This window comes from Caulobacter sp. FW305-C-30-S16 (assembly GCF_058783025.1).
This window is the reverse complement of the sequence record NZ_JBYSYH010000001.1, coordinates 410,495-435,103: the sequence shown is the minus strand read 5'-3', so window position 1 is coordinate 435,103 and position 24,609 is coordinate 410,495. Positions and strand designations below refer to the sequence as shown.

27 protein-coding genes are annotated in these 24,609 nt (G+C 69.5%); 18 read left to right on the top strand and 9 right to left on the bottom strand.

Features of this window, described 5'->3' with window-relative positions:
* The first annotated feature begins 18 nt into the window (after positions 1 to 18).
* Both AC3WJT_RS02040 and AC3WJT_RS02035 read left to right on the top strand, forming a co-directional pair.
* A complete protein-coding gene (locus tag AC3WJT_RS02040) occupies positions 19 to 1,383 on the top strand; it encodes a tryptophanase (protein WP_492341401.1) in 1,365 nt (454 codons plus the stop codon).
* 49 nt (positions 1,384 to 1,432) lie between these two features.
* A complete protein-coding gene (locus AC3WJT_RS02035; protein WP_492341400.1) occupies positions 1,433 to 1,723 on the top strand; it encodes a hypothetical protein in 291 nt (96 codons plus the stop codon).
* Positions 1,724 to 1,730: 7 nt separating this feature from the next.
* On the opposite strand, the gene AC3WJT_RS02030 is transcribed toward AC3WJT_RS02035, so the two are convergent.
* Positions 1,731 to 2,378, bottom strand: coding sequence for a hypothetical protein (locus tag AC3WJT_RS02030; protein ID WP_492341399.1), 648 nt, complete (start codon positions 2,376 to 2,378; stop codon positions 1,731 to 1,733).
* 85 nt (positions 2,379 to 2,463) lie between these two features.
* Here AC3WJT_RS02030 and rsmI point away from each other — a divergent pair, with 85 nt between their 5' ends.
* The 9 genes from rsmI (at position 2,464) to AC3WJT_RS01985 (ending at position 12,773) form a co-directional block, all read left to right on the top strand.
* Positions 2,464 to 3,333 (top strand): 16S rRNA (cytidine(1402)-2'-O)-methyltransferase, encoded by an 870-nt coding sequence (gene rsmI / locus AC3WJT_RS02025; protein ID WP_492341398.1) that lies wholly within the window; start codon positions 2,464 to 2,466, stop codon positions 3,331 to 3,333.
* On the top strand, positions 3,330 to 3,704 hold the full coding sequence (locus AC3WJT_RS02020) for a YraN family protein (protein WP_492341397.1): 375 nt from the start codon (positions 3,330 to 3,332) through the stop codon (positions 3,702 to 3,704). Before rsmI ends, AC3WJT_RS02020 begins: the two co-directional genes overlap by 4 nt.
* A gap of 15 nt (positions 3,705 to 3,719) precedes the next feature.
* On the top strand, positions 3,720 to 4,535 hold the full coding sequence (locus AC3WJT_RS02015) for a SirB1 family protein (RefSeq protein ID WP_492341396.1): 816 nt from the start codon (positions 3,720 to 3,722) through the stop codon (positions 4,533 to 4,535).
* Between the two features lie 79 nt (positions 4,536 to 4,614).
* On the top strand, positions 4,615 to 5,565 hold the full coding sequence (gene gshB / locus AC3WJT_RS02010; RefSeq protein ID WP_492341395.1) for a glutathione synthase: 951 nt from the start codon (positions 4,615 to 4,617) through the stop codon (positions 5,563 to 5,565).
* Positions 5,566 to 5,690: 125 nt separating this feature from the next.
* Entirely contained in the window at positions 5,691 to 7,226 is a 1,536-nt protein-coding gene (locus tag AC3WJT_RS02005; RefSeq protein WP_492341394.1) for a YifB family Mg chelatase-like AAA ATPase, read from the top strand.
* 69 nt (positions 7,227 to 7,295) lie between these two features.
* The gene (locus tag AC3WJT_RS02000; protein ID WP_492341393.1) at positions 7,296 to 8,828 is read left to right on the top strand and encodes an ABC-F family ATP-binding cassette domain-containing protein; all 1,533 of its coding nucleotides are present in this window, start codon (positions 7,296 to 7,298) and stop codon (positions 8,826 to 8,828) included.
* A gap of 282 nt (positions 8,829 to 9,110) precedes the next feature.
* Positions 9,111 to 9,491 (top strand): hypothetical protein, encoded by a 381-nt coding sequence (locus AC3WJT_RS01995; protein WP_492341392.1) that lies wholly within the window; start codon positions 9,111 to 9,113, stop codon positions 9,489 to 9,491.
* Between the two features lie 34 nt (positions 9,492 to 9,525).
* Positions 9,526 to 11,031 carry a response regulator gene (locus tag AC3WJT_RS01990; protein ID WP_492341391.1) on the top strand — a complete coding sequence of 502 codons (1,506 nt, stop codon included), beginning with the start codon at positions 9,526 to 9,528 and terminating at the stop codon, positions 11,029 to 11,031.
* A gap of 44 nt (positions 11,032 to 11,075) precedes the next feature.
* Positions 11,076 to 12,773 (top strand): AmpG family muropeptide MFS transporter, encoded by a 1,698-nt coding sequence (locus AC3WJT_RS01985; protein ID WP_492341390.1) that lies wholly within the window; start codon positions 11,076 to 11,078, stop codon positions 12,771 to 12,773.
* Here the strand turns inward: AC3WJT_RS01985 and AC3WJT_RS01980 are convergent.
* The 3 genes from AC3WJT_RS01980 to rlmN all read right to left on the bottom strand — a co-directional run bounded on the left by AC3WJT_RS01980 (position 12,770) and on the right by rlmN (position 15,321).
* Complete coding sequence (locus AC3WJT_RS01980; protein WP_492341389.1) at positions 12,770 to 13,606, bottom strand: S1 family peptidase; 837 nt, start codon at positions 13,604 to 13,606, stop codon at positions 12,770 to 12,772. The genes AC3WJT_RS01985 and AC3WJT_RS01980 overlap by 4 nt on opposite strands.
* A 6-nt stretch (positions 13,607 to 13,612) precedes the next feature.
* Complete coding sequence (locus tag AC3WJT_RS01975) at positions 13,613 to 14,041, bottom strand: DUF350 domain-containing protein (RefSeq protein ID WP_492341388.1); 429 nt, start codon at positions 14,039 to 14,041, stop codon at positions 13,613 to 13,615.
* 119 nt (positions 14,042 to 14,160) lie between these two features.
* Positions 14,161 to 15,321, bottom strand: coding sequence for a dual-specificity RNA methyltransferase RlmN (rlmN, locus tag AC3WJT_RS01970; protein ID WP_492341387.1), 1,161 nt, complete (start codon positions 15,319 to 15,321; stop codon positions 14,161 to 14,163).
* Between the two features lie 91 nt (positions 15,322 to 15,412).
* On the opposite strand from rlmN, the gene AC3WJT_RS01965 reads away from it, so the two are divergent.
* The gene (locus AC3WJT_RS01965; RefSeq protein WP_492342353.1) at positions 15,413 to 15,970 is read left to right on the top strand and encodes a sigma-70 family RNA polymerase sigma factor; all 558 of its coding nucleotides are present in this window, start codon (positions 15,413 to 15,415) and stop codon (positions 15,968 to 15,970) included.
* Positions 15,971 to 16,040: 70 nt separating this feature from the next.
* On the top strand, positions 16,041 to 16,688 hold the full coding sequence (locus tag AC3WJT_RS01960; RefSeq protein WP_492341386.1) for a cupin domain-containing protein: 648 nt from the start codon (positions 16,041 to 16,043) through the stop codon (positions 16,686 to 16,688).
* Between the two features lie 60 nt (positions 16,689 to 16,748).
* On the opposite strand, the gene AC3WJT_RS01955 is transcribed toward AC3WJT_RS01960, so the two are convergent.
* On the bottom strand, positions 16,749 to 17,612 hold the full coding sequence (locus AC3WJT_RS01955; RefSeq protein ID WP_492341385.1) for an isoaspartyl peptidase/L-asparaginase family protein: 864 nt from the start codon (positions 17,610 to 17,612) through the stop codon (positions 16,749 to 16,751).
* Positions 17,613 to 17,705: 93 nt separating this feature from the next.
* On the opposite strand from AC3WJT_RS01955, the gene AC3WJT_RS01950 reads away from it, so the two are divergent.
* From AC3WJT_RS01950 to AC3WJT_RS01935, 4 genes are read left to right on the top strand one after another with little or no spacing between them, the layout of a single operon-like run.
* Positions 17,706 to 18,704, top strand: a complete 999-nt coding sequence (locus AC3WJT_RS01950) for an NADPH:quinone oxidoreductase family protein (RefSeq protein ID WP_492341384.1) — start codon at positions 17,706 to 17,708, stop codon at positions 18,702 to 18,704.
* Between the two features lie 36 nt (positions 18,705 to 18,740).
* On the top strand, positions 18,741 to 19,631 hold the full coding sequence (locus AC3WJT_RS01945; RefSeq protein WP_492341383.1) for an SDR family NAD(P)-dependent oxidoreductase: 891 nt from the start codon (positions 18,741 to 18,743) through the stop codon (positions 19,629 to 19,631).
* 7 nt (positions 19,632 to 19,638) lie between these two features.
* A complete protein-coding gene (locus AC3WJT_RS01940) occupies positions 19,639 to 20,370 on the top strand; it encodes a 2OG-Fe(II) oxygenase (protein ID WP_492341382.1) in 732 nt (243 codons plus the stop codon).
* Positions 20,367 to 21,314 carry a DMT family transporter gene (locus tag AC3WJT_RS01935; protein ID WP_492341381.1) on the top strand — a complete coding sequence of 316 codons (948 nt, stop codon included), beginning with the start codon at positions 20,367 to 20,369 and terminating at the stop codon, positions 21,312 to 21,314. Before AC3WJT_RS01940 ends, AC3WJT_RS01935 begins: the two co-directional genes overlap by 4 nt.
* Positions 21,315 to 21,317: 3 nt before the next feature.
* Here the strand turns inward: AC3WJT_RS01935 and AC3WJT_RS01930 are convergent, their stop codons facing one another.
* Both AC3WJT_RS01930 and AC3WJT_RS01925 read right to left on the bottom strand, forming a co-directional pair.
* Positions 21,318 to 21,974 (bottom strand): lysoplasmalogenase family protein, encoded by a 657-nt coding sequence (locus tag AC3WJT_RS01930; protein ID WP_492341380.1) that lies wholly within the window; start codon positions 21,972 to 21,974, stop codon positions 21,318 to 21,320.
* 22 nt (positions 21,975 to 21,996) lie between these two features.
* The gene (locus AC3WJT_RS01925) at positions 21,997 to 22,401 is read right to left on the bottom strand and encodes a YkvA family protein (RefSeq protein WP_492341379.1); all 405 of its coding nucleotides are present in this window, start codon (positions 22,399 to 22,401) and stop codon (positions 21,997 to 21,999) included.
* 53 nt (positions 22,402 to 22,454) lie between these two features.
* Here AC3WJT_RS01925 and AC3WJT_RS01920 point away from each other — a divergent pair, with 53 nt between their 5' ends.
* Complete coding sequence (locus AC3WJT_RS01920; protein WP_492341378.1) at positions 22,455 to 23,243, top strand: SDR family NAD(P)-dependent oxidoreductase; 789 nt, start codon at positions 22,455 to 22,457, stop codon at positions 23,241 to 23,243.
* A gap of 65 nt (positions 23,244 to 23,308) precedes the next feature.
* Here the strand turns inward: AC3WJT_RS01920 and AC3WJT_RS01915 are convergent, their stop codons facing one another.
* Both AC3WJT_RS01915 and AC3WJT_RS01910 read right to left on the bottom strand, forming a co-directional pair.
* A complete protein-coding gene (locus AC3WJT_RS01915; protein WP_492341377.1) occupies positions 23,309 to 23,884 on the bottom strand; it encodes a CC0125/CC1285 family lipoprotein in 576 nt (191 codons plus the stop codon).
* A 77-nt stretch (positions 23,885 to 23,961) separates the two neighbouring features.
* Entirely contained in the window at positions 23,962 to 24,594 is a 633-nt protein-coding gene (locus AC3WJT_RS01910; RefSeq protein ID WP_492341376.1) for a LysE family translocator, read from the bottom strand.
* Between the last annotated feature and the right edge of the window lie 15 nt (positions 24,595 to 24,609).

Here is a 24,609-nt window from a genome sequence, read left to right as displayed (position 1 = left end):
ACGAACATCGAGACATCCATGCGCACCATCATCGAACCCTTCCGCATCAAGGCGGTCGAACCCATCCGCATGACCACGCGGGAAGAGCGGCTGAAGCTGATCGAAAAGGCCGACTACAACCTGTTCGCCCTGCATTCCGAGGACGTGCTGATCGATCTGCTGACCGACAGCGGCACCTCGGCCATGAGCGCCAAACAGCAGGCCGCCCTGCTGGCCGGCGACGAGAGCTATGCCGGCAGCCCGTCCTTCTTCCGCTTCGAGGCGGCCGTGAAGGATCTGATGCCGTTCAGGCACGTGATCCCGACCCACCAGGGCCGGGCGGCGGAAGCGATCCTGTTCTCGATCCTCGGCGGACCGGGCAAGGCGATCCCGTCGAACACCCATTTCGACACTACCCGCGGCAACATCGAATCGACCGGCGCGTCCGGCCATGACCTGGTCATCGCCGAGGGCCTGGACCCGCGCAGCGACCATCCGTTCAAGGGCAACATGGACCTGCCGCGGCTGGAGGCCTTCCTGAGCCAGCACGGCGACGCGGTTCCCTGCGTGATGCTGACGGTGACCAACAACGCCGGCGGCGGCCAGCCCGTCAGCCTGGAGAACATCCGCGCGGTGGCGAAGATCGCGAAGGCCCATGGCAAGCCGTTCATCATCGACGGCTGCCGCTTCGCCGAGAACGCCTACTTCATCAAGATGCGCGAGCCGGGCCAGGGCGACCGGACGGTCAAGCAGATCGTCGCGGACATGTTCGCCGACGCCGACGGCATGACCATGTCGGCCAAGAAGGACGCCTTCGCCAACATCGGCGGCTGGCTGGCGCTGAACGACGACGAACTGGCCCAGGCCGCCCGCAACCGGCTGATCCTGACCGAGGGTTTCCCGACCTACGGCGGGCTGGCCGGGCGGGATCTGGACGCCATCGCCCAGGGCCTGGTCGAGATCATCGACGAGGACTACCTGCGCTATCGCCTGCGCAGCATGGCCTACATCGGCGAGCGGCTCGAAGCGATGGGCGTGCCGACGGTGCGGCCGACCGGCGGCCATGCGGTGTTCATCGACGCCCGCGCCATGCTGTCCCACATCCCGCCGTCCGAGTATCCGGGCCAGTCGCTGGCGGTCGCCCTGTATGTCGAGGGCGGCATCCGCTCCTGCGAGATCGGCACGGTGATGTTCGGCCTGCGGCCCGACGGAACCGAGGTCGAGGCGCCGATGGACCTGGTGCGGATGGCCTTCCCGCGACGCGTCTATACCCAGAGCCACGCCGACTACATCGTCGAGGTGTTCGAGGAGATTCACGCCCGCAAAGACAGCCTGCGCGGCATGAAGATCACCTGGCAGCCGTCGGCCATGCGTCACTTCACGGCAAAGTTCGCGCCCTTGTAGGAACGTCCGCCTGTGACAGGCCGTTGGCATGGCGAACAGGAGTTTCGCCATGTCCCCGTCCGACGACGACCGCAGTTTCGACCCCTCCACGCCCGAGGCCAACCGGGCCCTGCAGCAGGGCCTTGGTGTGGGCGCGCGCGAAATGAAGGCGCAGGCCGACCCGACGCCGGCCGAGGGTGCCGCGCCGTTCCATGTGGGTCACGGCGAGGAAACGCTGGAGGAGACCGACGGTGACCCGATCGACGGTGTCGAACAGGGCGTAACCGTCACCAGTCCGGACGGCGACGACTCGCCGGGCACGGACGTGTCCGGCGGGGCGCTTTCGGGCGCGCCGGACTAGCCGGCGGTCAGTCCGCGCCCAGTTCGCGGAGCACGGCGCGATAGGTCCGGGGCTCCTCGCAGACGCAGCTGCGCATGACGCCGTCGGCCGTCCACCAGATCAGGGTCGGATAGCGGACGCCCTGGTCGCCGACCTTGACGCCGTTGGCCGCGAGCAACGGCCGCAGCTGGTCAATGACGTCGCGGCCGGCGTTGATCACCGCCGTGCGCGCGATGTCGCCATCGGCGGGCGGAATGCCCTCGGCCGTCCAGGTCTCGAGGGGCGCGCCGTCCCATCGCTCCATCAGGGCCCAGCTGCGGTTGATCCACAGCTCCGCCACGGTCGTCCGTTCGGCCGGGGTGGACTTGGCGACGCCGTTGAGGTCGCGTCGGGCGATCACGATCACGCGCGTGTCGACCCCGGCCTTGTGGACCTTGGGAAATACCTCGGCCTTGAGCCGCACGCAGTCCGGACAGGACCGGAAGGCGATCATGTAGAGTTTGGGTCCGGTCTGCCCGGGCGAGACCCAGCCGGCCTCATCAAGGATCTTCGCGATCTCGGCCTGGTGTTTCGTGACCGTCTTCGGCCGCCACCGCACCTCGAGCCACCACCAGGCGGCCAGCGCGCCCACGACGAAGACGGCGATCAGTACGAGCCAGAGGATCAGCTTGTTCACGGGCGCTTCCTTTGCGGCGTTCACCCTTCTATCCCTTGACGGACGCGGGCGGGCAAGGCGCTCTCGCCGCGAACCGGAGTTCGCCTTGTCACGTCACCCGCCCCCGCCGCCGTTGTCGGACGTCCCGCTGGAGCCGGGGCTCTATGTGGTGGCCACGCCGATCGGCAATCTGCGGGACATCACGCTGCGGGCGCTCGACGTGCTGTCGGGCTGTGACCTTTTGCTGGCGGAAGATACGCGGGTGACCGGCAAGCTGCTGGCCGCCTACGGGCTGTCCAAGACCATGCTGCGCTACGACGAGCACGCCGCCGAACGCGCCCGGCCGAAGATCATGGCGGCGCTCGAGGCCGGCCAGAGCGTGGCCCAGGTGTCCGACGCCGGCACCCCGCTGGTCTCCGATCCCGGGTTCCGGCTGGTGAAGGACGTGATCGCCGCCGGACACCGGGTGTTCCCGATCCCCGGCCCTTCCGCGGCGCTGGCGGCCCTGACCCTGGCGGGACTACCGACCGACCGGTTCCTGTTCGCCGGTTTTCCGCCGCCCAAGAGCGGAGCGCGGCGCACCTTTCTGGCCGAGGTCGCCAATGTGCCGGCGACGCTGATTTTCTACGAGAGCGGGCCCCGGCTGCGGGCCAGCCTGACGGACATGGCCGCCGTGTTCGGCGACCGCGAGGCGGCGGTGGCGCGGGAACTGACCAAGCTGTTCGAGACCACGGTGCGCGGGCCCCTGTCGGCGCTGGCCGAGGATCCCCGGCTGGACGGCCCCAAGGGCGAGATCGTCATCCTGGTCGGCCCCGGCCAGCAGCAGGCCTCCACCGCGGAGGACGCCGACTCGGCCCTGAGCGAGGCCCTGACCCGCCTGCCGCCCGGCGAGGCTGCGTCGGAGGTGGCCAAGGCGCTGGGCCTGAACCGCCGCGACCTCTACCGCCGCGCCATGGCGCTGAAGGACGGCCGGTGACCAGCGCCCGCAGCCGTCGTGGCGGGCTGGCGCGGCAAAGCGGCCGGCGCGGCGAGGTGCTGGCGGCGCTGTTGCTGATGCTCAAGGGCTATCGCGTCCTCGGCTTCCGGCTGGCCTCGCCGCAGGGCGAGATCGACCTGCTGGCGGTGAAGGGCGGCATTCTGGCCGTCGTCGAGGTCAAACGCCGGGCCACGCGGGAGATTGCGCTGGAGGCCGTCCTGCCTGAACAGCGGGCCCGCCTGAGGCGCGCGGCGGCGGCGGTCGCGGCAGGCAGGCCGGCCCTGAAAGGCGCGACCATCCGCCTCGACCTGATCGCCCTCGCCCCCGGTCGCCTGCCGCTCCATATTCCGGACGCCTGGAAGGGCCGTTGAGGCGTTGGTGAGTCCATGACACGGGAAGACGCAGAGGCCCTTTTGACCGAGGCCGGACTGGTGGCGGACGACGCCTTCCCCCTGTTCGAGGCCGCGCTCGCCTGCGCCGTCCATGACGATCCGGACCGCGACGCCGACGCCGCCCGCGCGGTGGCGGATGAGGGCGTCGCCCGACTGGCCGCCCGGCTCGAAACGGAATCACCCGAGGAGGCCATCGCCGAATCCATGGCCGGCGACCTGCGCCTCCAGGGCGACCTGATGACCTACGATCATCCGGACAACGCCGACGTCATCGCGGTGGCCGAGCGGCGCAAGGGGATCCCGGTCTCGATCGGCGTCTTCTATCTGCACGCGGCGCGACGCTGTGAGCTGGAGGTTCGGGGTGTCGATTTTCCCGGCCACTTCCTGCTGCGCATCGAGACCCGCGAGGGGCCCATGGCGCTGGACCCGTTCAGCGAGGGCCGGGTGGTGCTGCCTTCCGAGCTCTCCCGACGCGCCCTGCGCGCGGGCCTGACGCCCGACGTCGCCGGCAAGCTGGAAGTGCTGATGGCGCCGATGAGCGACCGGGCGGTGCTGATCCGGCTGCAGAACAACATCTTCGCCCGCGCCCAGGCGGCGAAGGACTGGCCACGCGCCGAGCGCTCGGCCCTGCGCCGGGCGCTGCTCAACCCGGCCGACCATCGCCCCTGGCTCGACGTCGCCGCCGCCCGGGAGGGCCAGGGCGCCCTCGCCGGGGCCCTGCAGGCGCTCGGACAGGCCCAGATTCTCGACGGCGGCGCGGCGCTGGCGGCCCGGGCGGCGCGGGAGCGTGTGCGGCTCAGGCTCAACTAACCGCAGACGCCCCCTCCCGTCCGATCGATACCGTCGCTATGTAGCGGTCGCCCGTCACCACCCGGCCCAGGAGCCCCCCATGTCACTGAAGGTCGCCGTACAGATGGATCCGGTCGAGCGGATCAACATCGAGACCGACAGCACCTTCATGATGATGATGGAGGCGCAGGCGCGCGGCCATTCGGTGTTCGTCTACACCCCCGACAAGCTGTCGATGGAGGGCGGGCGGGTCACCGCGCGCGGCCGTCCGGTCACGCTGAAGGCGGTCAAGGGCGACCATGTGAGCTTCGGCGAAGCGCGGACGATCGATCTGGCGGGCGAGACCGACGTGGTGCTGATGCGTCAGGACCCGCCGTTCGACATGGCCTACATCACGGCCACCCACTTCCTCGACAAGGTCCACCCGACGACCCTGGTGGTGAACAACCCGACCGAGGTGCGCAACGCGCCGGAAAAGCTGTTCGTCACCGATTTCCCGGGCGTCCAGCCGCCGACCCTGATCACCAGCGACGTCGAGGCGATCTACGATTTCCGCGAGCGGCACGGCGACATGGTGCTCAAGCCGCTGCACGGCGGCGGCGGTTCGGGCGTGGTGCGGCTGAAGGCCGACGACCCCAATCTCGACGCCCTGCTGGAGCTGCACGCCCTGATCGGCCGTGATCAGGTCATCGCCCAGAAGTTCATTCCCGCCGTCAGCAAGGGCGACAAGCGCATCCTGCTGGTCGACGGCGAGCCGGTCGGGGCGATCAACCGCATCCCCGCCGAGGGCCAGGTGCGTTCGAACCTCGCGCGGGGCGGCCGAGCCGCGGCCGTCGAGCTGACCGCGCGCGATCTGGAACTCTGCGCGATCATCGCCCCTGAACTGAAACGGCGCGGCCTGCTGTTCGTCGGCATCGACGTAATCGGCGACTATCTTACCGAGATCAACGTGACCTCCCCGACCGGCGCCCAGCAGTTGAAGCGCTTCGGCGGCGCCGATGCGGCGGCCGCCCTGTTCGACCGCATCGAGGCGATCCGACGCGGTGAGTGAGTTATGTCGGGTAGGCGACTGAATCGTTTCAGCTTCCGCCTTGGTTCCATTTTTGTTCTTGATCCGATCCACCCGCCATGGTTGAGTCTGTGGATAAGTCACAGCAACTGTAGCGCGGAGGGGGCATGGTCGCGCGGGTGGTCACCGTCGCGTTTCAGGGCGTCGAGGCCCGGCGCGTGGATGTCGAAGTCCAGTTGACCGGCGGCGAGGCCGTGATGGTCGTGGTCGGTCTCGGCGACAAGGCGGTCGCCGAAAGCCGCGAGCGGGTGCGGGGCGCCTTCACCGGTCTGGGCCTGGCGATGCCGGGCAAGCGGATCGTCGTGAACCTGGCGCCGGCGGACCTGCCCAAGGAAGGCAGCCACTACGACCTGCCGATCGCCCTCGCCGTGATGGCGGCCATGGGCGTGATCCCGCCGGACGCCCTGAACGGCTGGGCGGCCGTCGGTGAGCTGTCGCTGGACGGCTCGATCTCGCCCGTCGCCGGAACCCTGCCCGCAGCCGTCGCGGCCGGCGCGATGGACCTGGGTCTCATCTGCCCGGAGGCCTGCGGACCGGAAGCGGCCTGGGCCGGCGGGACTCGGGTGCTGGCGCCGCGCTCGCTGATCGGCCTGATCAATCACTTTCGCGGTACACAGATGTTGTCCGAGCCGAAGGCCGGGCCGATGCTCGACGGCGCCCAGGTTCCGGACCTGCGCGACGTGCGCGGTCAGGACCAGGCGAAGCGGGCGCTCGAGATCGCCGCCGCCGGCGGACACAACCTGTTGTTCTGTGGTCCGCCCGGGTCCGGCAAGTCGATGCTGGCGCAGCGCCTGCCCGGCATCCTGCCGCCGCTGTCGGCCGCCGAGTTGTTGGAAACCTCGATGGTCCATTCGGTCGCCGGCCTCATTGCGCGCGGCGCCCTGACCCGCACCCGCCCGTTCCGTAGTCCGCATCATTCCGCCAGCATGGCCGCTCTGACCGGCGGAGGACTGAAGGCCAAGCCGGGCGAGGTTTCGCTTGCGCACAACGGCGTGCTGTTTCTGGACGAACTGCCGGAGTTCAGCGCCCAGGCGCTGGATTCGCTGCGCGCGCCGCTGGAAACCGGCGAGGTGATGGTCGCCCGGGCCAACGCCCACATCCGCTATCCGGCGCGGGTGCAGCTGGTGGCGGCGCAGAACCCCTGCCGCTGCGGCCACGGCGGCCCGGGCAAGGGCTGGTGCGGCAAGGCCCCGCGCTGTCAGCGCGACTATCAGGGCCGGGTGTCCGGCCCGTTGATCGACCGCATCGATCTTCAGGTCGACGTGCCGCCGGTCGCCGCCGCCGACCTGGCCCTGCCGCCTCCCGCGGAGGGCTCGGCCGAGGTCACCGTGCGCGTGGCGCAGGCCCGCGCCCTGCAGGCCGAACGGTCGGTGGCGCTCGGCGAAGCCGCCCCGGTTCTGAACGCCCGGGCCGACGGCGACTTCCTGGGCAAGGCCGCCGACCTCAACGACCCCGCACGCAGCCTGCTGGCCCGCGCCGCCGACGCCGGCCATCTGACCGCCCGCGGCTGGACGCGAGCGATCCGCCTCGCCCGCACCATCGCCGACCTCGAAGGCGCCGGCAGCGTCGGGCGGATCCATGTCGCCGAGGCGCTTATCTATCGCCGGGTCGGGGCCGAGACCGGCGCCGGCGCGGCGCCCTGACGCCGGTCTCCGGGTTTCCCGGCAGCCCTTGATGAACTAACGCTTCAGGGCAGGGGGACCGAATACGCCATGGCGCCGCGTCAGGCCGTACTGGGCATGGATCAGGCCAGCTTTCACCACGGCGCCAAACCCGTGTTCGAGGGCGTGTCCTTCCTGCTCGACGACGCCCGCACCGCCCTGGTCGGTGAAAACGGCGCCGGCAAGTCGACCCTGATCGCCTGCCTGACGGGCGCGCTGGAGCTCGACAAGGGCCAGGTGCTGAAGTCCCGCGGCCTGCGCATCGGCGCCCTGCCGCAGGATACGCCCGAGACCTTCGCCGACCTGACCGTTCGCGAGGTGTTGCGGCGGTCGCTGGAAAAGATCGGCGCCGGCGATGACGACTGGCGAATCGATGTGCTGCTCGACGAGATCGGGGTCTCGTACGAGACCGCAGAGCAGCGGTTCGGCGACCTGTCCGGCGGCTGGCAGCGGCTTCTGTTGATCGCCGGCGCGGCGCGGCTCGAAGAACCGGACATCCTGATCCTCGACGAGCCGACCAACCACCTGGATCTGGCCAATATCAACATTCTGGAGACCTGGCTGACGGCGGCGTTCGACCTGCCGATGCTGATCGTCTCGCATGACCGCGAGTTCCTCAACCGTGTGACCGACCGCACCCTGTTCCTGCGGTCGGACGGCATGCACGCGTTCAAGTCCCGGTTCTCGGTCGCCCGGGAGGAACTGCTGCGCCGCGACGCGACCGCCGCCGCCCACCGCAAGCTGGAAGAGAAGGAGGTGAAGCGGCTCGAGGCGGCCGCCGCCCGCTACAAGGTCTGGGCGGTCAAGAACCCGGAGTTGAACAAGCGCAAAGCGGCCATCGAGACCCGCATCGCCCGTATCGAGGCCGACAGAACCACCGCCTACGTCGCCCGCGACCGGCGGCTGGAGCTGTCGGACGGCGAGATCGACGCGAAGGTCGCGCTGCGGGTCATGGGGCTGACCGTCAGGACGCCCGACAACGCCCGCACGCTGCTGACGATCGACCGGCTGAGCGTCGCGGCCGGGGACCGGATCGCGATCCTGGGCGGCAACGGCGCGGGCAAGTCCACTCTGCTGGGCGCCCTGGCCGCCGCGTTCGATCCGGACCTCGAACACTACGACGGCCAGGCGGCGATCCGCTTCAACCCGGCCACGCGGCTGGCGGTATTTGACCAGTCGATGCGCGCCCTGCCGCTGCAGTCGAGCCTGCTGGCCTATGTCGCGGCCGCCCCGGACGCGACGGAGAAGGAGGCCACGCGTCTGCTGGCCCAGGCCGGCTTCCCGTTCGTCCGGATCAGCGACCCGATCAGGCTGCTCAGCCACGGCGAGCGGTCGCGCCTGATGTTCCTGCGGATGAAGCTCGAGCGGCCCAATTTCTACCTGCTGGACGAGCCGACCAACCATCTCGACATCGAAGGTCAGGAGGCGCTGGAGGCGGAGCTGGAAGACGCCGAGATCTCCTGCCTGTTCGTTTCCCACGACCGCTACTTCACCCGCACGGCGGCCACGCGATTCCTGGAAATCCGCCGGGGGAAGCTGATCGAAGTCGAGAGCCCCGACGCCTTCTTCGACGCCCAGGGCTGAGGATGATCGGGAAATCCGTGCTCCGGCCCACCCGGACTCGCTAGAGGTCGCCAGTGAGCTCGAGGCCCTCAGAACCAGCCCTTCCCGGCGGCTCGACCCGCTGGTCAGCGTTGGCGCTGCTGCTGGCAGGCGTCGGTGGCGGGATCGCCGCGGTGCGCATTGACCTGTCATCACCCGACTGAGTGGCGGATCCGAACAGGAGCGCACGCTCGACATCGGAGCGGCCCTGCGCGACGGTGACGAGGCGCCGATTTTCGGGACGCTCCGCCGGGGGGTAGGACGATGGGTTTCTGGAAGCTGGTTTTCTGGGTCGCGGCGGCGTTCAATTTCGCCGTCGGCTTGCCGATGTTGCTTGCGCCGGAGGCGATGATGGGGGTGCTGGGCCAGCCTGTTCCTGACGACCTGCTGATGACCCGACTGGCCTCGTTGCTGATCGTCGTGCTCGGCATCGGCTATGGCATGGTCGCGCGCGATCCTGCGGCGAACCGCCCGATCCTCTGGCTCGGCGTGCTGGGCAAGGCGCCGATTCCCCTGCTGGTCTGGATCAGCGGCGGCGCGGCCGCGCTCTCCAGCAGCGCCTTCATCCTGTCACTCGGCGATCTGGCCTTTGCGGCGCTGTTCCTGCTGTTCCTGCTGACCCATCGCCGCCCGACGGTCGCTTGACCGACCGTTAAGCCGCCGCCGCTAGTCTGGCGGCATGTCTGACAACCGTGCGATCACGCCCGAGCAGCTGGCCACCCTGAGCCATGAGTTCCGCACGCCGCTGAACGGCGTGCTGGGCATGGCGCGGCTGCTGGACGGGACCCGGCTGACGGCCGAGCAGAAATCCTATGTCGCCGCCCTGCGCGAAAGCGGCGACCACCTGCTGGCGCTGGTCAACGACGTGCTCGATCTGGCGCGGCTCGGCGCGGGAAAGATCGAGCTGCACCCCTCGCCGACCGATATCGCCGCCCTGCTGCGGCAGGTGACCGAACTGATGAGTCCGCGCGCCCATGAAAAGGGCGTGGAGATCGCCTGGGCCTGCGCCGCCGATCTGCCGCTGCTCATGGCCGACGAAGGCCGGCTGCGGCAGGTGCTGCTGAATTTCGCGGGCAATGCGGTCAAGTTCACCGAGACCGGCGGCGTGCTGCTGACGGCCGAGAGCGCGGGCCAGGGCCAGCTGCGACTGACCGTGCGCGACACCGGCCCCGGCGTGCCGCCGGCCGCGCGCAAGCGGATCTTCGAGCCGTTCGTCCACGCCGATCCGTCGCACGGGGCGGTGCTGGGCGGCGCTGGCCTGGGCCTGGCGATCGTCACCCGCCTGAGCAACGCCATGGGCGGGTCCGTCGGCGTCGACGAGACGCCCGGCGGCGGGGCGACCTTCTGGATGGAGGCCGCCTTCCCGGTCGTGAGGCGCGCGGTCACGGACCGGCCCCTCGCCGGTCAGGTCGTGGGCATCGCCTCGCCCAATCCTGTCGTGCTGGAGGCCGCCAGCCGCCAGATCGCCGGCCTGGGCGGCCAGGTGATCACCGCCGCCACCGTGACGGACCTGACCCTGATTGCACCGGCGGACGCCGTGCTGCTGATCGACAATCTGCTGGCCCCCGGCCGTCGCGCGCTGAAGGCGCCGGAGGGACGTGCCTGCGTCATCCTGTTGCGGCCTGACGAGCGGGCGCGGATTCCGCGCAGCCGCGCCGCCGGCTTCTCCGGCTATCTGATCAAGCCGCTGCGCGCCGATTCCCTCGCCGCCCGCGTACTGGCGGCCAAGGGCGTCGCGCCGAAGGCCGACCATCCGCCCGAGGACGATCGCATCGCCGCCGCCACGGCGACGGGCGCGCGGGTGCTGCTGGTCGAGGACAATCCGATCAACGCCCTGCTGGCGCGGACCCTGCTCAAGCGCGAGGGGGCCGAGGTCGACCGGGCCGCCAGCGGACAGGAGGCGCTGGCCGCCGTATCCGCGGCGACCTACGATCTGATCCTGATGGACCTGCGGATGCCGGACCTCTCCGGCGTCGAGGCGTCCCGCGAACTGCGCGCCCGGGGCGTCGCGACGCCGATCGTCGCCCTGACCGCAGACGCCTTCGAGGACGACCGCCGGGCGGCGCTCGGCGCCGGCATGGACGACTTCCTCGTCAAACCCCTGACCGAAACCGCCCTGCGCGCCGTACTGGCCCGCTGGGTCGGCTGGACGGGCGGGACCGAAGCGGGCAGGCTCGCCTCCTGATTTGCGGAGCCGGGCGACCGGTCCTATCCGGGGGAACCGCGCCGATGTCCACCGAAGCCGCCGCCGCGCCGAAGCGCACCTTCCTGCAGACCCTGGCCTTGTTCGGCGAGCGCCGCAGCCTGGTGATGCTGGGCCTCGGCTTCAGCTCGGGTCTACCCTACATGCTGATCTTCGACACCCTGTCCGCCTGGTTGCGTGACGCGGGGCTGTCGTTGTCGGTCATCGCTTTGTTCAGCCTGGCGACGCTGTCCTTCTCGTTCAAGTTTCTCTGGGCCCCGCTGATCGACCGGACCAAGGTGCCGCTGCTGAATGAGTGGCTGGGGCACAGGCGCGCTTGGATCCTGCTCTGTCAGCTGGCCATCGTGCTGGGGCTCTGGCTGATTTCCGGCATCAACCCGGCGAAGAGTCTGGTGCTCATGGCCGTGGTCGCCGTAGTGGTCGGCTTCGTGTCGGCGACCCAGGACATCGTAATTGACGCCTGGCGGATCGAGGTCATCGATGCGGAGGGCCAAGGCGCGCTCGTGGTGGCGGTGCAGTGGGGCTATCGCCTGGCGATGATCCTGGCCGGCGCCGGTCCCCTCGTAATGGCCGAACAGTTCGGCTGGAACGTTGCCTATGCCGCCATGGCCGTGGCGATGGCGATCGGCATCGCCGCGACCCTTTGGGCGCCCCGCGAAAAGGCCCACACGATCCGTCCGATCAACACCGGCGACGTCCGCCAACCTCAGGCGCTGGTCGTCGCCGAATGGATTGTACGGCTCGGTATCGTGGCCGTCGGAGCGCTCCTGCTCGGATCCGGCTTGAGCGGCGACGCGACCCTTCTCTCAGGTATCGTCGGCGGCGAAGCGCTGGCTGAGGCTTGGAAGGCCAAGCCCAACGGACTCTGGCTGCAACTGGCCGGGGTCGCCGCCGGCCTCGTGGTCGTTGTGGTGGCCGCCTGGCCCATTCCCGGGCTGAAGACCAAGCCCGGCGTCTATATGTCGACCGCGCTAGGCGAGCCCCTGGTGCAGTTCTGGAAGCGTTATTCGGGCGTCGCGGGCCTGATCCTGGCGACCATCTGCCTGTATCGGGTTTCCGACTTCGTGCTGAACCTGATGAACCCCTTTTATCTCGACCTCGGCTTCAGCAAGCTCGAGATCGCTGAGGTCCGGAAGGTCCTCGGGGTCGTGGCGAGCATGGTCGGGGTGTTCCTTGGCGGGATCGTTGTCATCCGCTTCGGCCTGATGCGGGCTCTGATTATCGGGGCCTTCGCCCAGCCGATCAGCAACCTGTTTTTCGGCTGGCTTGCCGTGAGCGGCCACGATCTGCCGGTGCTGTTTGTGGCCATCTGCACCGATAACGTCGCGAGCGGCATCGCCGGCACGGCGCTGATTTCCTACATGTCCAGCCTGACGCAGACGGGCTTTACGGCCACCCAGTACGCGCTGTTCTCGTCGCTGTACGCCTTGCCCGGAAAGCTGATTGCCTCGCAGACCGGGCGGATCATCGAGGGCTCCGCCAAGGCGGCGGAGGCCGGCGGACCGCTCGGCGCCCTGAAGGGGTTGTTCAACAACTTGCCCCCCGAAAGCCTCGGCAGCGCCGGGGCGAAGATCGGCGTCAGCGCCCAGGCCATGGGCGCAGGGTATCTGACCTTCTTCATCTATTCTGCGCTGATTGGGGTGGTGGCGATCATTCTGACATTCGCGGTGGCAGTCCGTCAGCCAAAGGTGATGGGCGCCAAGGATGCAGCGGAACCCGCCTAACTCGTCGACAGACAGACCACCTGGGCGACGCGCAGGTCGCGGCGCAGGCCGTCGGCGACGCGGCCGTAATTTTCGACATTGATCGGCTCGCCGACCGCATAGCCGGCGGGACGGCGCTTCGAACTGCGCAGGGCGCTCTGCACCGTCTCGGGTGTGGTGGTGTAGATCCGGCCCCGGCGCGGGGCCTCGGCCACGGTGACGCCGATCACCCGGCCCGCGGAGTCGAGCACCGGCGCGCCGGAGAGGCCCGCCAGCGTGCCCTTGAGCGTTTCGGTGCGGCCGATCTCGGCCCAGGCCAGCACCGGCTCGGTGCGGGCGCCGCGCCCACGGACGACAAGGTTCTCACGGCCCAGCAGGCGGGACACCGCCTCGCCCGGCTGGCCCTGCGGATAGCCCGGATGGAAGCCCAGCGCACCGGGCCGCGGGCTGGACGCGGTTCCGGCCAGCGGCAGGGCGGGCGCGCCGCCCTCGGTGGTCAGGATCGCCGCCTCGCCGGAGGGATCGATGATCGCCTTCGCCGCCACGCCGCGCCCTTCGGCCACCACCAGGGCGATACGGGTGCAGCCGTCGACGACGTGACGGGCGGTCATCCAGACCCCCGTGTCGGCGACCGAGAAGGCCGTGCCGGCGCCCGGCTTCTGCTTGCCGGGGACATCGACGACCACCGCCGGGTCGAATGGCGAGGACGGGTCGAGCGGGATCGCGTCGTCGCCGGCCATCGGCGGCGGCGGCGGCGGCGCAGGGGCCTTCTCGCGCCGACCCATGGATCCGATCACCAGGGCCGCCACGATGGCGAGATAAACCAGCCAGTCTGGAAGGCGGGGCAGATGCACCGGGGCTCAGCCCGCCAGGGCCGCGGCGAGGATCAGGGCGCTCGACACCTTCGCGCCGACCAGCAGAATCGCGGCGGAGATCTCGCCCTCCTGGATGCGCTGCGGCAGGCCGTGAAGGATCAGGTCTATCACCCGGAACACCAGCAACTGGAACGCCACGGTGGCCGCCCCCCAGATGGCGATTTCCAGCGGCGAGACCGAGGCGCTCAGCGAAGAGGCCAGCGGCAGGGCCAGCCCGATCAGGACGCCGCCCAGCGACAGCGCCGCGGCGTTGTTGCCTTCGCGGATCAGGGCGATCTCGCGATGCGGCGTGAGCATGGCGTAGAGCACCGCTCCCATCAGCAGGATCACAAGCGTCAGGCCGGCGTGCCCGAGGGTCGTGACGAACCCGGTCGAGAAGGCCTGGATTTCCATGGATTGGAGTTGCGGCGGCATCGAAGTGTCCATGCAGGTGCGGCGTGCGAAAGGGTTAGCACGACCGGCGCCGTCCCGCGCAAGCTTCTAGCGTCGCGCGATCAGCGGCGCGGGCCGGGGACCTGCGAGGAAAGGCCGGATCAGGTCGCCGTGGCCGCCTCGGCCTTGCGGCGCACCGAGGCGCGGACCTTTTCACTTTCCGACTTCAGCTGACCGCAGGCGGCGAGGATGTCGCGGCCGCGCGGCGTGCGGATGGGGCTGGAATAGCCGGCGCGATTGAGGATCGCGGCGAAGGACTCGATAGTCCCCCAGTCCGAGCACTCGTAGTCGGTTCCCGGCCAGGGATTGAACGGGATCAGGTTTATCTTGGCCGGGATGCCCTTGAGCAGCTGCACCAGAGCCTTGGCTTCGGCCGGCGTGTCGTTGATCCCGTTGAGCATCACGTATTCGAACGTCACACGCCGGGCGTTGGAGATGCCGGGATAGTTGCGGATCCCCTCCATCAGGGCGGCGATGTCGTACTTCTTGTTGATCGGCACCAGCACGTCGCGCAGGTCGTCGTTGGTGGCGTGGAGGCTGATCGCCAGCATCGCCTGGGTCCGCTCGCCGAGCGCCTTCAGCTCCGGGACCACGCCGCTGGTCGAGACCGTGATCCGGCGGCGGGAGATGCCGATCCCCTCGTTGTCGCTGATGATGTCGATCGCGTCGGAGACGCTGTCGAGATTGTAGAGCGGCTCGCCCATCCCCATGAAGACGATGTTGCTGAGGCGGCGGTCCTCGCGATCAGACGGCCACTCGTCCAGATCGTCCTTGCAGACCTGCACCTGGGCGACGATCTCGGCCGCCGTCAGGTTCCGCACCAGGGCCTGGGTGCCCGTGTGGCAGAAGGTGCAGTTCAGGGTGCAGCCGACCTGGCTGGAGACGCACAGGGCTCCGGAGCGGCCGACGTCGGGAATGTAGACCGCCTCGATCTCGATGCCCGGCGCGGTGCGGATCAGCCATTTGCGCGTGCCGTCCTTCGACACCTGGCGTTCGACGATTTCCGGCCGTGCCAGGGTGAAGTGTTCGGCCATCGCCGCCCGGGTGTCCTTGGCCACGTCGGTCATCTGGTCGAAGCTGGTCGCGCCGCGGTGATGGATCCAGCGGAACACCTGGGTTGACCGCATCTTCGCCTTTTCAGGCGGCACGGCGCCGGCCTCGACCATGGCGACCGCCAGCTGCTTGCGGGTCAGACCCGAAAGATTGACCGGAGCGGGGGCGACGGCGGGCGTCGCGCGAGCAAGGTTGAGGGTCGCGCCCAAGACGGCAGGTTCCGATGCGATGAGGAGAGAGTCCCCATATCAGAATTTCGCGCTCTGGACCAATCGCGACGGGCATGACTATCCCTTGGCCGTGACCGGACCCGAGAGCGACCCCTTCGCCGAGCTGATGGAACGCATCGCCAGCCATGGCGACCGCGCGGCCTTCGCGGCGCTGTTCGATCACTACGGCCCCCGGGTGAAGGGCTATCTGGCGCGACTGGGCCTGGAGCCCGCCCGCGCCGAGGACCTGGCGCAGGAGGTGATGGTGACGGTCTGGCGCAAGGCGGCCAGCTTTGACCGCAGCAAGGCCAGCGTCTCGACCTGGATCTACCGGATCGCGCGCAACAGGCGGATCGACCTGTTCCGGCGGGAACGCACCGCCACTCTCGACGCCGATGATCCGCAGCTGAACCCGGAGGCCCTGCCGCAGCCCGACGCCGGGCTGGAAGCCGCCCAGCGGGAGGTGCAGGTCGCCGCCGCCCTGGCCGACCTGCCCGCCGAGCAGCGCGACATGGTGCGCGCCGCCTTCTATGAGGACCTGTCGCACAGCGAGATCGCCGAGCGTTTCGGCCTGGCGCTGGGGACCGTCAAATCGCGACTGCGGCTGGCGTTCGAAAAATTGCGCCTCCGGCTGGAGTCCGCCCGATGACGCCCGCGCCCGACTTGACGCCTCGCCGCCGCGGTCCATATCCCGCCTTTTCAAGGAGTTGCCTGACCGCATGACCGCCCTGACGACCCTTCCCGATCCCGCCAGCCATCCCGGCCTGCGCCTGATGGAAGCGACGGCGGCTGTCCTGCGCGGAGCGCAGACGCCGGCCCGGCCGATGGACATGCTCGGCGGGGCTTTCCTCGACAGCGAGACGCCTGTTCCGATGACCGGCGGCGCCGCCGCTGAAGCTCTGGCGCGCATCGCCAACCTCGAGGCCATCGACGGTCGCGCCCGGGAAGCGGCGCACCGCGCCGGACGCGGCCTGGGCGAGATGCTCGAGCTGCCCGATCCCCTGCGCGAGGCTGTGTTCGAGTCGATGGCCGCCGGCCGCAAGTGGCGCTTCCTCGGCTTCGGCATTCGCGGCCTCAAGCTCAAGATCGGCGGCGAGGGCGAAACCGAGCTGCTGCGCATCGAGCCCGGCCACGGCGTCGCGCCGCATGATCACGACGGCGAGGAATACACCATGGTGGTCACCGGCGCCTTCCATGACGGGCACGAGCGGTTTGGTCCCGGCGACGTCAACATCGCCCGGGCCGGCTTTGTCCACGCGCCGCTGGCCGAGAAGGACGAGGTCTGCTTCGCTCTCGGCGTCAGCCTCGGCGGCGGCGCGCGCTTCGAAGGCGCGTTCGGCATGTTCCAGAGGCTGACGGGGCTTTAGCCTCCCAACGTCCAGGCAACGTCATGGCCCGCCTTGTCCGGGCCATGACGATTGCGAGGTTCAGAACGCTTCCGAGACGATCTCGCCGTTGGGCATGAGCGCCGCTCGCTTCATGCCGGCCGAGACGAACGGCATGGCGACGTTGCCGTCGACGTCGACCGCGATCAGGCCGCCCTCGCCGCCGAGCGCGCGGATCTCGGCCAGCACGGCGTCCGCGGCCTCGGCCAGCGACTGACCGCCGAACCGCATCCGGTGCGCCAGTTGGGCCGCGGCGGCGACGCGCACGAAATACTCGCCCTGGCCGGTGCAGGACACGGCGACCCGCTGGTCGGCCCAACCACCGGATCCGATCAGGGGTGAGTCACCGACCCGGCCCGGTAGCTTGCCGAACACTCCGCCCGTCGAGGTGGCGGCGGCCAGCCGGCCTTCCCGGTCCCGGACGACGCAGCCGACCGTGCCGTGCGCCAGGGTCCCCGGCGGATGGTTGGACTCGTCCTGGCCCGCGTGGGTGAACCAGGCGGCGTCATCGGCGATGGCGGCCAGCTTCTGGGAGGCCGCGAACCGCGTCGCGCCCTCGCCGGCCAGCATCACATGCGGCGTCCAGTCCATGATCGCGCGCGCCACCCCGACGGGGCTCTCGAACCCCTGCAGCGCCGCCACCGATCCCGCCCGCCCGGTGAAGCCGTCCATCAGGCAGGCGTCGAGCTCGTACTGGCCGGCCGTGTTGGGCGAGGCGCCGCGTCCGGCGACATAGAGGCCCGACGCCTCGAGCGCGGCCGTGGTTTCCTCGGCCACATCCAGCGCCAGGGCGCCGGCCAGCAGACGGTCGCGCCCGGCCTCGACCAGGCCGCGCATGTGGGCGATCTCTCGGCTGTAGTCGCGCCCGCGCTTCGCGCCCGCGCCACCGTGAACGACCAGACTCAAACAATTGTTCGCCAACTCCGGCCTCCGGCCTATAAACGCCTCAAGCGCCCCGATACGCTTCGCGGGCATTCAATGAAAGAGCGGGAGAGACGCATGCGGGCGGTGCTGAGCAAGAGCGTGGGCGGACCGGAGACCCTGGTCATCGAGGATCTGCCCAGCCCCGTGGCCGGCCCCGGCCAGGTGGTGCTGTCGGTCAAGGCCTGCGGCGTGAACTATCCCGACGTCCTGATCATCGAGGACATGTACCAGTTCAAGCCGACGCGCCCCTTCGCGCCCGGCGGCGAAGTGGCCGGCGTGGTCAAGGAACTGGGCGAAGGCGTCACCCATCTGAAGGTCGGTCAGCGCGTGCTGGCCAACACCGGCTGGGGCGGCATGGCCGAGGAGCTGGCGCTGGACGCGGCCCGCGTCGTGCCGATCCCGGACTCGATGTCGTTCGAGGAAGGCGCGGCCTTCATGATGACCTACGGCACCTCCTATTACGGCCTGAAGGATCGCGGCTATCTCAAGCCCGGCCAGACCCTGCTGGTGCTCGGCGCCGCGGGCGGCGTGGGCCTGGCCGCCGTTGAGCTCGGCAAGGCGATGGGGGCGAAGGTGATCGCCGCCGCCTCGAGCCAGGAGAAGGTCGACCTCTGCATCGCCCGGGGCGCTGACAGCGGCGTGGTCTATCCGACCGGCCCGTTCGACAAGGACGGCAAGAAAGCCCTGGCCAACCTGTTCAAGGACGCCTGCGGCCCCAACGGCTGGGACGTGGCCTATGACGCCGTCGGCGGCGATTATGCCGAGGCGACCATTCGCGCGGCGGGCTGGGGCGGCAAGTTCCTCGTCATCGGATTCCCGGCGGGCATCCCGTCCGTGCCGCTGAACCTGACGCTGCTGAAGTCGTGCGACATCGTCGGCGTCTTCTGGGGCGCGGCTGTCGCCCGCGATCCGAAGGCCCACCAGCAGAACGTCAAGGAGCTGATGGACCTCTACGCCGCCGGCAAGATCAAGCCGCACGTCTCCGAGACCTTCCCGCTCGAGCGGGCGGGCGAGGCCATCGCCCACCTCGCCAGCCGCAAGGCCCTGGGCAAGGTGGTCGTGGTCACCGGCTGACATCAGACAAGAACAACAAGGCAGGGGAAGTAACGCATGGCGGGTCGTCTGGAGGGCAAGGTCGCCCTCATCACCGGCGGGGTTTCGGGCATCGGCCTGGGCACGGTTGAGCTGTTCGCGCAGGAGGGCGCCTGTGTGGTCGCCGCCGACCTGCAGGACGAAAAGGGCGCCATGCTCGAAAAGCGGTTCGACGGCCGCATCCGCTACGCCCACTGCGATGTCACCAGCGAGGCCGATATCGCTGCGGCGGTGAAGATGGCCGCCGACCAGTTCGGCGGGCTGGACATCCTGTTCAACAACGCCGGTCACGGCGGGGCGCCGGGCAATGTCTCGGAGGTCGACGTCGAGGCCTGGGACAAGACCTTCGCCCTGCTGGTGCGCGGCCCCGCGGTGGGCATGAAGCACGCCCTGCCGCTGATGCAGGCGCGCGGCGGCGGTTCGATCATCAACACCGCCTCGATCGCCGGCCTGCAGGCGGGCTTCGGGCCGCTGGCCTATTCGGCGGCCAAATGCGCGGTGATCCACATGTCGCGCTGCGCCGCGGCGGAACTGTCGCCGCAGAAGATCCGCGTCAACGCCATCTGCCCGGGCCTGATCGCGACCTCGATCTTCGGCGCCTCGATGGGTCTGCCCCGCGAGGTCGCCGACCAGATGGCCGCGCGCTTCGAAGAGGCCGGGCCCAAGGTTCAGCCGATCCCCAAGGCCGGCGTGCCGGAAGACATCGCCCGCGCCGCCCTCTATCTGGCCAGCGACGACTCGCTGTTCGTCACCGGCACCCACATCGTCGTCGATGGCGGCCTGACGATCGGCGGCCGCGGATCCTGGGACACCGAGGCGCACAATCCGATCCTGGCGGCCATGGGCATCACACCCGAGCAGGCCCAGCAGATGCAGGCGGCGATGGCCGCCCAGCGCGCGGGAAGCTGACCGCCCTGTGACCGTCCCGCTCGCCATAGACCCGGCCCTCGATCCCGCCCGGATCGCCCCGGTGTTCGCGCGGATGGGACGGCTTCACCTGCCGGGTGTGTTTGACCCGGCGGCGGCGGCGGAGGTCGGCGCGGCCTTCAGCGCCGATGTGCCCTGGGTCAAGAGCTGGCGGACAAACGGACCGAGCCTCGATGGCTCGCTTCAGGACTTCGAAGGTCTGACGCCGGAGCTTCGCGCCGACTTCGACGCCGACATGGCGCGGGCGGCGCAGGCGGGCTTCTGCTTCCGGTTCGACGCCTGGCGTCTGAGCGACGACATCGACGCCGGCAAGCGGCGCGGCGGCGCCCTGGCGCCGCTGGAAGCGGTGCACGACTTCCTCAACAGCGAGCGCTTTCTGGGGTTCGTGAGGGCCGTGACCGGCGAGCCGCGCTGCGACTACTGCGACGTGATGGTCTCGCGCTACCGGGCCGGCGACTTCCTGTCGGTCCATGACGACGACATTGTCGGCAAGAAGCGCCTGTTCGCCTATGTCCTGAACTTCACGCCGGTCTGGCGGGCCGACTGGGGCGGGGTGCTCAACTTCCTCGATGAAGACGGCCACGTCGCCGAGGGCTACACGCCGGCGTTCAACGCCCTGAACCTGTTCCGCGTACCGCAGGCGCATGCGGTGTCCTGGGTGACCCCCTTCGCGGCGGGCCCGCGGCTGTCGGTCACAGGCTGGGTCAGGACGCGCCAGTGACCGACGATCTGCCGCCCGTCGCCCCGCTGCCGGTCCGCCCGACGCTGGCGCCCAATGTGCGCGGCGCGCTGTGGATGCTGGCCTCGGCGCTGTCGTTCACGGTCATGACGACCCTGATCAAGTTTCTCGGCGACGACTATCCGGCGGCGCTGCAGACCTTTTACCGGCAGGCGGCGGGGCTGATCGTGCTGACGCCGCTGATCCTGCGCGACTGGCGCGGCGCGTTTCACACGACCCGGCCGGGCATCCTGTTCTTCCGCTCGGCGGTCGGCACCCTGGCGATGATCTTCAGCTTCTACGCCTTCCAGAAGCTGCCGCTGGCCGAGGCCAACGCCCTGTCGTTCACCCGCACCCTGTGGATGGTGCCGCTGGCGGTGTTCATCCTGCGGGAAAAAACCGGGCCGCTGCGCATCGGCGCGGCGCTGGTCGGTTTCCTCGGCGTGCTGGTGATGCTGCAGCCGGGCGCGCCGGGACACGGGTTCGGCCTTGGCCAGATGGCGGCGCTCGCCTCGGCGGCGATGTTCGCCATGACCATCACCGGCATGAAGGTAATGACCCGCGATCACTCGCCCTTCACCCTGCTGGTCTGGTCGGCGGTGCTGGGGCTGGTCTTCTCGATTCCGCCGGCGGCGTTCGTCTGGCGCTGGCCCGAACCGGTCGATCTGATGCTGCTGGCGGCGATGGGGGTGGTCGGGACCATCACCCAGGGCTGCTACATCAAGGGCATGCAGATCGGCGACGCCGGGGCCATGGCGCCGATCGACTACAGCCGTCTGGTGTTTACCGCCGTCGTGGGCTTCTTTGTCTTCAGCGAGATACCGACCTGGCCGACGATTGTCGGCGCGGCCATCGTCGTGGCCTCGACCCTGTTCATCACTTTCCGCGAACAGCACCAGGCAAAGCAGGCGCGAGCGGTCGCGGCCGCGGCCGCGGCCGCAGAATGATCGTCAGTAGGGCGACCTCAGGAAGGCCCAGGCGATCAGGGCCTGGGCGGCGTAGTAGAGGAACCAGACCGCCCAGCCGGTCACGCGCGCCGACCCGAACAGCTTCGTTTGACGGAACAGGTCGCCGGCGAGGATCGCGTCGGAGGCCATGAAGGCGACCGCCCCCAGCATCGCCGGCCAGTAGTAGGACGGCAGCAGGAAACTCGAGCCGACCATCACCGCGATGGCGATGACATAGAGGATCACCGCCGGCCGCATGGGCCCCAGCGCCCGCCAGAGCCAGGCCAGCATCGCCACGGCCGCCACGCCGACGGCGACGGAGCCGGCGATCTGCAGATGCGTCATCTCCAGCGCCGGGTCGCGGCCTTCCTGAAACAGGAAGATCAGCAGGATGTGGCCCACCAGGAACGCGGCGAGGCCCAGCGGGAGCCAGCGCTGCGGGTTTCCGGCCAGAAAGGCGTCGCCGACCGCGCACAGCAGCAGTCCGGCCGCCAGAAGCCAGGGGGCGTCCGACAGGAAGGCCATCACCGCCAGGGCGCCGACCGCGGCGACCTTCACCAGCGTCCGCTCGAGCGACGACGGGAGGCCGGCCATGATCAGCCCGTAGCCGAGCGCCGCCAGGACCGAGACGCCGGTCAGGACTGTGTTGGTCTGTTCCATGGCCCCCGCCGGCAGGATGTCGTCAGTCGTCAGACGCGAACCGGTCGAGCCAGGCCTTGGCCGAGGCGCGATGGCGCGGCTTGATGTTCTTGCCCACAACCGCCATCAGCGCCGCGAACACGGCCGCATCGTCCGTGAAGCCGATCCCCGCGAGAATGTCGGGAATCGCGTCGGTCGGCAGGATGAAATAGGCCAGAGCGGCCAGCATCAGCCCCTTGGCCGCCGTCGGCGTCGCCGGATCGCGGGCGCACCACCAGACGGACAGCGCTTCAGGCGCGAAGGGAACACGCGCCGCGACACGGCGGATCTTGGGCCAGAACCCTTGTGCGACGCGGCGTTCATTGACCCTGACGACCTCGGGAACGAGGGCCCGGTCGGGATCGATGACCGGGTTTACGTCGGGTGACGGCTTGGAATCGGCGCTCATCGGGCTAAACCCCTTTTCGAACTGTATTCAACACAAGGACCGGGGAGCCGTCCATGAAGCTTGATTCCTCCATTTCCGCCGTCGTCACCGGCGGTGCGTCCGGCCTCGGCGAGGCCACTGTCCGCGCGCTGGTCGCCCAGGGCGTCAAGGTCGCCATCTTCGACCTCGACCGCCAGGCCGATCGCGGCGCCGCGCTCGAGAAAGAGTTGGGCGTGACCTTCTGCGCCGTCAACGTGACCAGCGACGCCGAAGTCGACGCCGGCTTTGAAAAGGCCCGCGCGGCCAACGGCCAGGAGCGCATCCTGGTCAACTGCGCCGGCACCGGCAACGCGGCCAAGACCGCCAGCCGCGACAAGAACACCGGTGATATCAAGCACTTCCCGCTGGCCCACTTCGACATGATCATCCAGATCAACCTGGTCGGCACGTTCCGCTGCATCGCCAAGTCGGCGGCCGGCATGCTGACCCTGGAGCCCCTGCCGGACGGCGATCGCGGCGCGATCGTCAACACCGCGTCGGTGGCGGCCGAGGACGGCCAGATCGGCCAGGCGGCCTATTCGGCCTCCAAGGGCGGCGTCGTCGGCATGACCCTGCCGATCGCCCGCGACCTGTCGAGCGAAGGCATCCGCGTGAACACCATCCTGCCGGGCATCTTCAACACCCCGCTGCTGAACGCCGCGCCGGAAGCGGTGAAGGCGGCCCTGGGCGCCCAGGTGCCGTTCCCCAAGCGTCTCGGCCAGGCCGAAGAGTACGCCTCGCTGGCTCTGGAAATGATCCGCAACGGCTACTTCAATGGCGAAGACGTCCGTCTGGACGGCTCGATCCGCATGGCGCCGCGCTAAACCCGCACGCCTGAAGCAAGACGAGGGGGCGGCGTCCGCGAGGACGTCGCCCTTTTCCTTGAGCGTCATTCAGCCGGCGGCCGCACGATGCCCGGACCCAGATTGGCCATCACGTCCCGCGCGTCGAAGGCCCGGGGGTCGTTCTGCGGCTTGGCGCCCTGTCCGATCAGGATCTCGGCGGAGGCCTCGAACCGTTCGATGGTGCGGACGTCCATCCGGTCAGCCCAGAACGGGTCGCCGTACCAGGGGTCCCAGGCGCGCCAGCCCACGGCGGGGCCGTAGTAGCGCCAGGACGGGCGCCAGTGGCCATAGGCTCCATAGGGACCATAGGCCGGTGGCTCGACATAGGTTCGCGACCGGCGGTCGGTCTTGCGTTCGACCAGCGAAAACCAGGTTCCGCCCTGCGCCACGGTCAGTTCGGCGGCGCGGTAAAGCAGATAGCGCTCGACCGTTTCCCGCGAGGTCAGGCTGTTGCCGGCGAAGTTGACCTGGAATCGGTCCGCCTCGATGCGCGTCTCCGAGAACCCGCCCGAGACGGCCTGGCCGCGGACAGCGGGTTGGTAGGGGGTGGGCGTGGCGCAGGCCGTCAGGCCCGCCGTTGCGACCAGGGCCACCGCCAGGGCGGCTGCTTTCAGGGTCATCGTCGTTTGCTCCAGGGGCGGAAAGTCCCTCTGCGAACAACACATGGCGCCCCTTTCGGGTTGCGCCAAGATGCGCGTCAGCCGCGCGTGAGGATCAGTGCGGCGACGGCGATCAGCAAGGCCCCGACCGTCAGGGCGTAGCCCCGCCGGAACGCCGGCTCGTTCATCCGCCCGGCCAGAGCCGCGCCGCCGAGGCCGTAGGCGGTCATGGCGACGACATCCATCCCCATCGTCGCCGCGGCGTAGAACGGCAGTTGCGGGGGGATAGGCAGGCCCGGGTCAAGAAACGGCGGCAGGACCGCGGTGAAGAACAGCAGCGCCTTGGGATTGGAGATCTGCACCGCGAAGCCGTCCAGAAAGGCCGATCGGGCGACCTGCACGACGGGCCGGTCTGACGGGCCGCCCTCATCGCGGAGGCCCGACCAGATCGACCGAAGCCCCAGCCACGCGACATAGAGGCCGCCGCCGATCGCCAGCAGACGAAAAGCCCGGGGGAAGGCCGCCATCAGCGCGCTGAGCCCCAGCGCCGCGCCCGTGAACCAGACCAGCGTCGCGAATGTCATGCCGGCGACGCCGATCAGGACCTGCGCCCGCCCGCGCTGGATGCCGGTGGCGATCGCGAACAGATTGGCCGGGCCGGGCGTTACGGCCATCAGGACCATGGTCGCGAGGAAGGCGCCGTAGAGGCCGGGATTCACAGGCAAGGTCATGGGCAGGCCTTATCC

What these genes read in the sequence shown, in the direction of transcription:
- AC3WJT_RS02040 (WP_492341401.1), top strand. Translation starts at nt 19, where the DNA reads ATGCGCACCATCATCGAACCCTTCCGCATCAAGGCGGTCGAACCCATC.
- AC3WJT_RS02035 (WP_492341400.1), top strand. Translation starts at nt 1,433, where the DNA reads ATGTCCCCGTCCGACGACGACCGCAGTTTCGACCCCTCCACGCCCGAG.
- AC3WJT_RS02015 (WP_492341396.1), top strand. Translation starts at nt 3,720, where the DNA reads ATGACACGGGAAGACGCAGAGGCCCTTTTGACCGAGGCCGGACTGGTG.
- gshB (WP_492341395.1), top strand. Translation starts at nt 4,615, where the DNA reads ATGTCACTGAAGGTCGCCGTACAGATGGATCCGGTCGAGCGGATCAAC.
- AC3WJT_RS02005 (WP_492341394.1), top strand. Translation starts at nt 5,691, where the DNA reads ATGGTCGCGCGGGTGGTCACCGTCGCGTTTCAGGGCGTCGAGGCCCGG.
- AC3WJT_RS02000 (WP_492341393.1), top strand. Translation starts at nt 7,296, where the DNA reads ATGGCGCCGCGTCAGGCCGTACTGGGCATGGATCAGGCCAGCTTTCAC.
- AC3WJT_RS01995 (WP_492341392.1), top strand. Translation starts at nt 9,111, where the DNA reads ATGGGTTTCTGGAAGCTGGTTTTCTGGGTCGCGGCGGCGTTCAATTTC.
- AC3WJT_RS01990 (WP_492341391.1), top strand. Translation starts at nt 9,526, where the DNA reads ATGTCTGACAACCGTGCGATCACGCCCGAGCAGCTGGCCACCCTGAGC.
- AC3WJT_RS01985 (WP_492341390.1), top strand. Translation starts at nt 11,076, where the DNA reads ATGTCCACCGAAGCCGCCGCCGCGCCGAAGCGCACCTTCCTGCAGACC.
- AC3WJT_RS01975 (WP_492341388.1), bottom strand. Translation starts at nt 14,041, where the DNA reads ATGCCGCCGCAACTCCAATCCATGGAAATCCAGGCCTTCTCGACCGGG.
- AC3WJT_RS01960 (WP_492341386.1), top strand. Translation starts at nt 16,041, where the DNA reads ATGACCGCCCTGACGACCCTTCCCGATCCCGCCAGCCATCCCGGCCTG.
- AC3WJT_RS01950 (WP_492341384.1), top strand. Translation starts at nt 17,706, where the DNA reads ATGCGGGCGGTGCTGAGCAAGAGCGTGGGCGGACCGGAGACCCTGGTC.
- AC3WJT_RS01945 (WP_492341383.1), top strand. Translation starts at nt 18,741, where the DNA reads ATGGCGGGTCGTCTGGAGGGCAAGGTCGCCCTCATCACCGGCGGGGTT.
- AC3WJT_RS01930 (WP_492341380.1), bottom strand. Translation starts at nt 21,974, where the DNA reads ATGGAACAGACCAACACAGTCCTGACCGGCGTCTCGGTCCTGGCGGCG.
- AC3WJT_RS01925 (WP_492341379.1), bottom strand. Translation starts at nt 22,401, where the DNA reads ATGAGCGCCGATTCCAAGCCGTCACCCGACGTAAACCCGGTCATCGAT.
- AC3WJT_RS01920 (WP_492341378.1), top strand. Translation starts at nt 22,455, where the DNA reads ATGAAGCTTGATTCCTCCATTTCCGCCGTCGTCACCGGCGGTGCGTCC.
- AC3WJT_RS01915 (WP_492341377.1), bottom strand. Translation starts at nt 23,884, where the DNA reads ATGACCCTGAAAGCAGCCGCCCTGGCGGTGGCCCTGGTCGCAACGGCG.
- AC3WJT_RS01910 (WP_492341376.1), bottom strand. Translation starts at nt 24,594, where the DNA reads ATGACCTTGCCTGTGAATCCCGGCCTCTACGGCGCCTTCCTCGCGACC.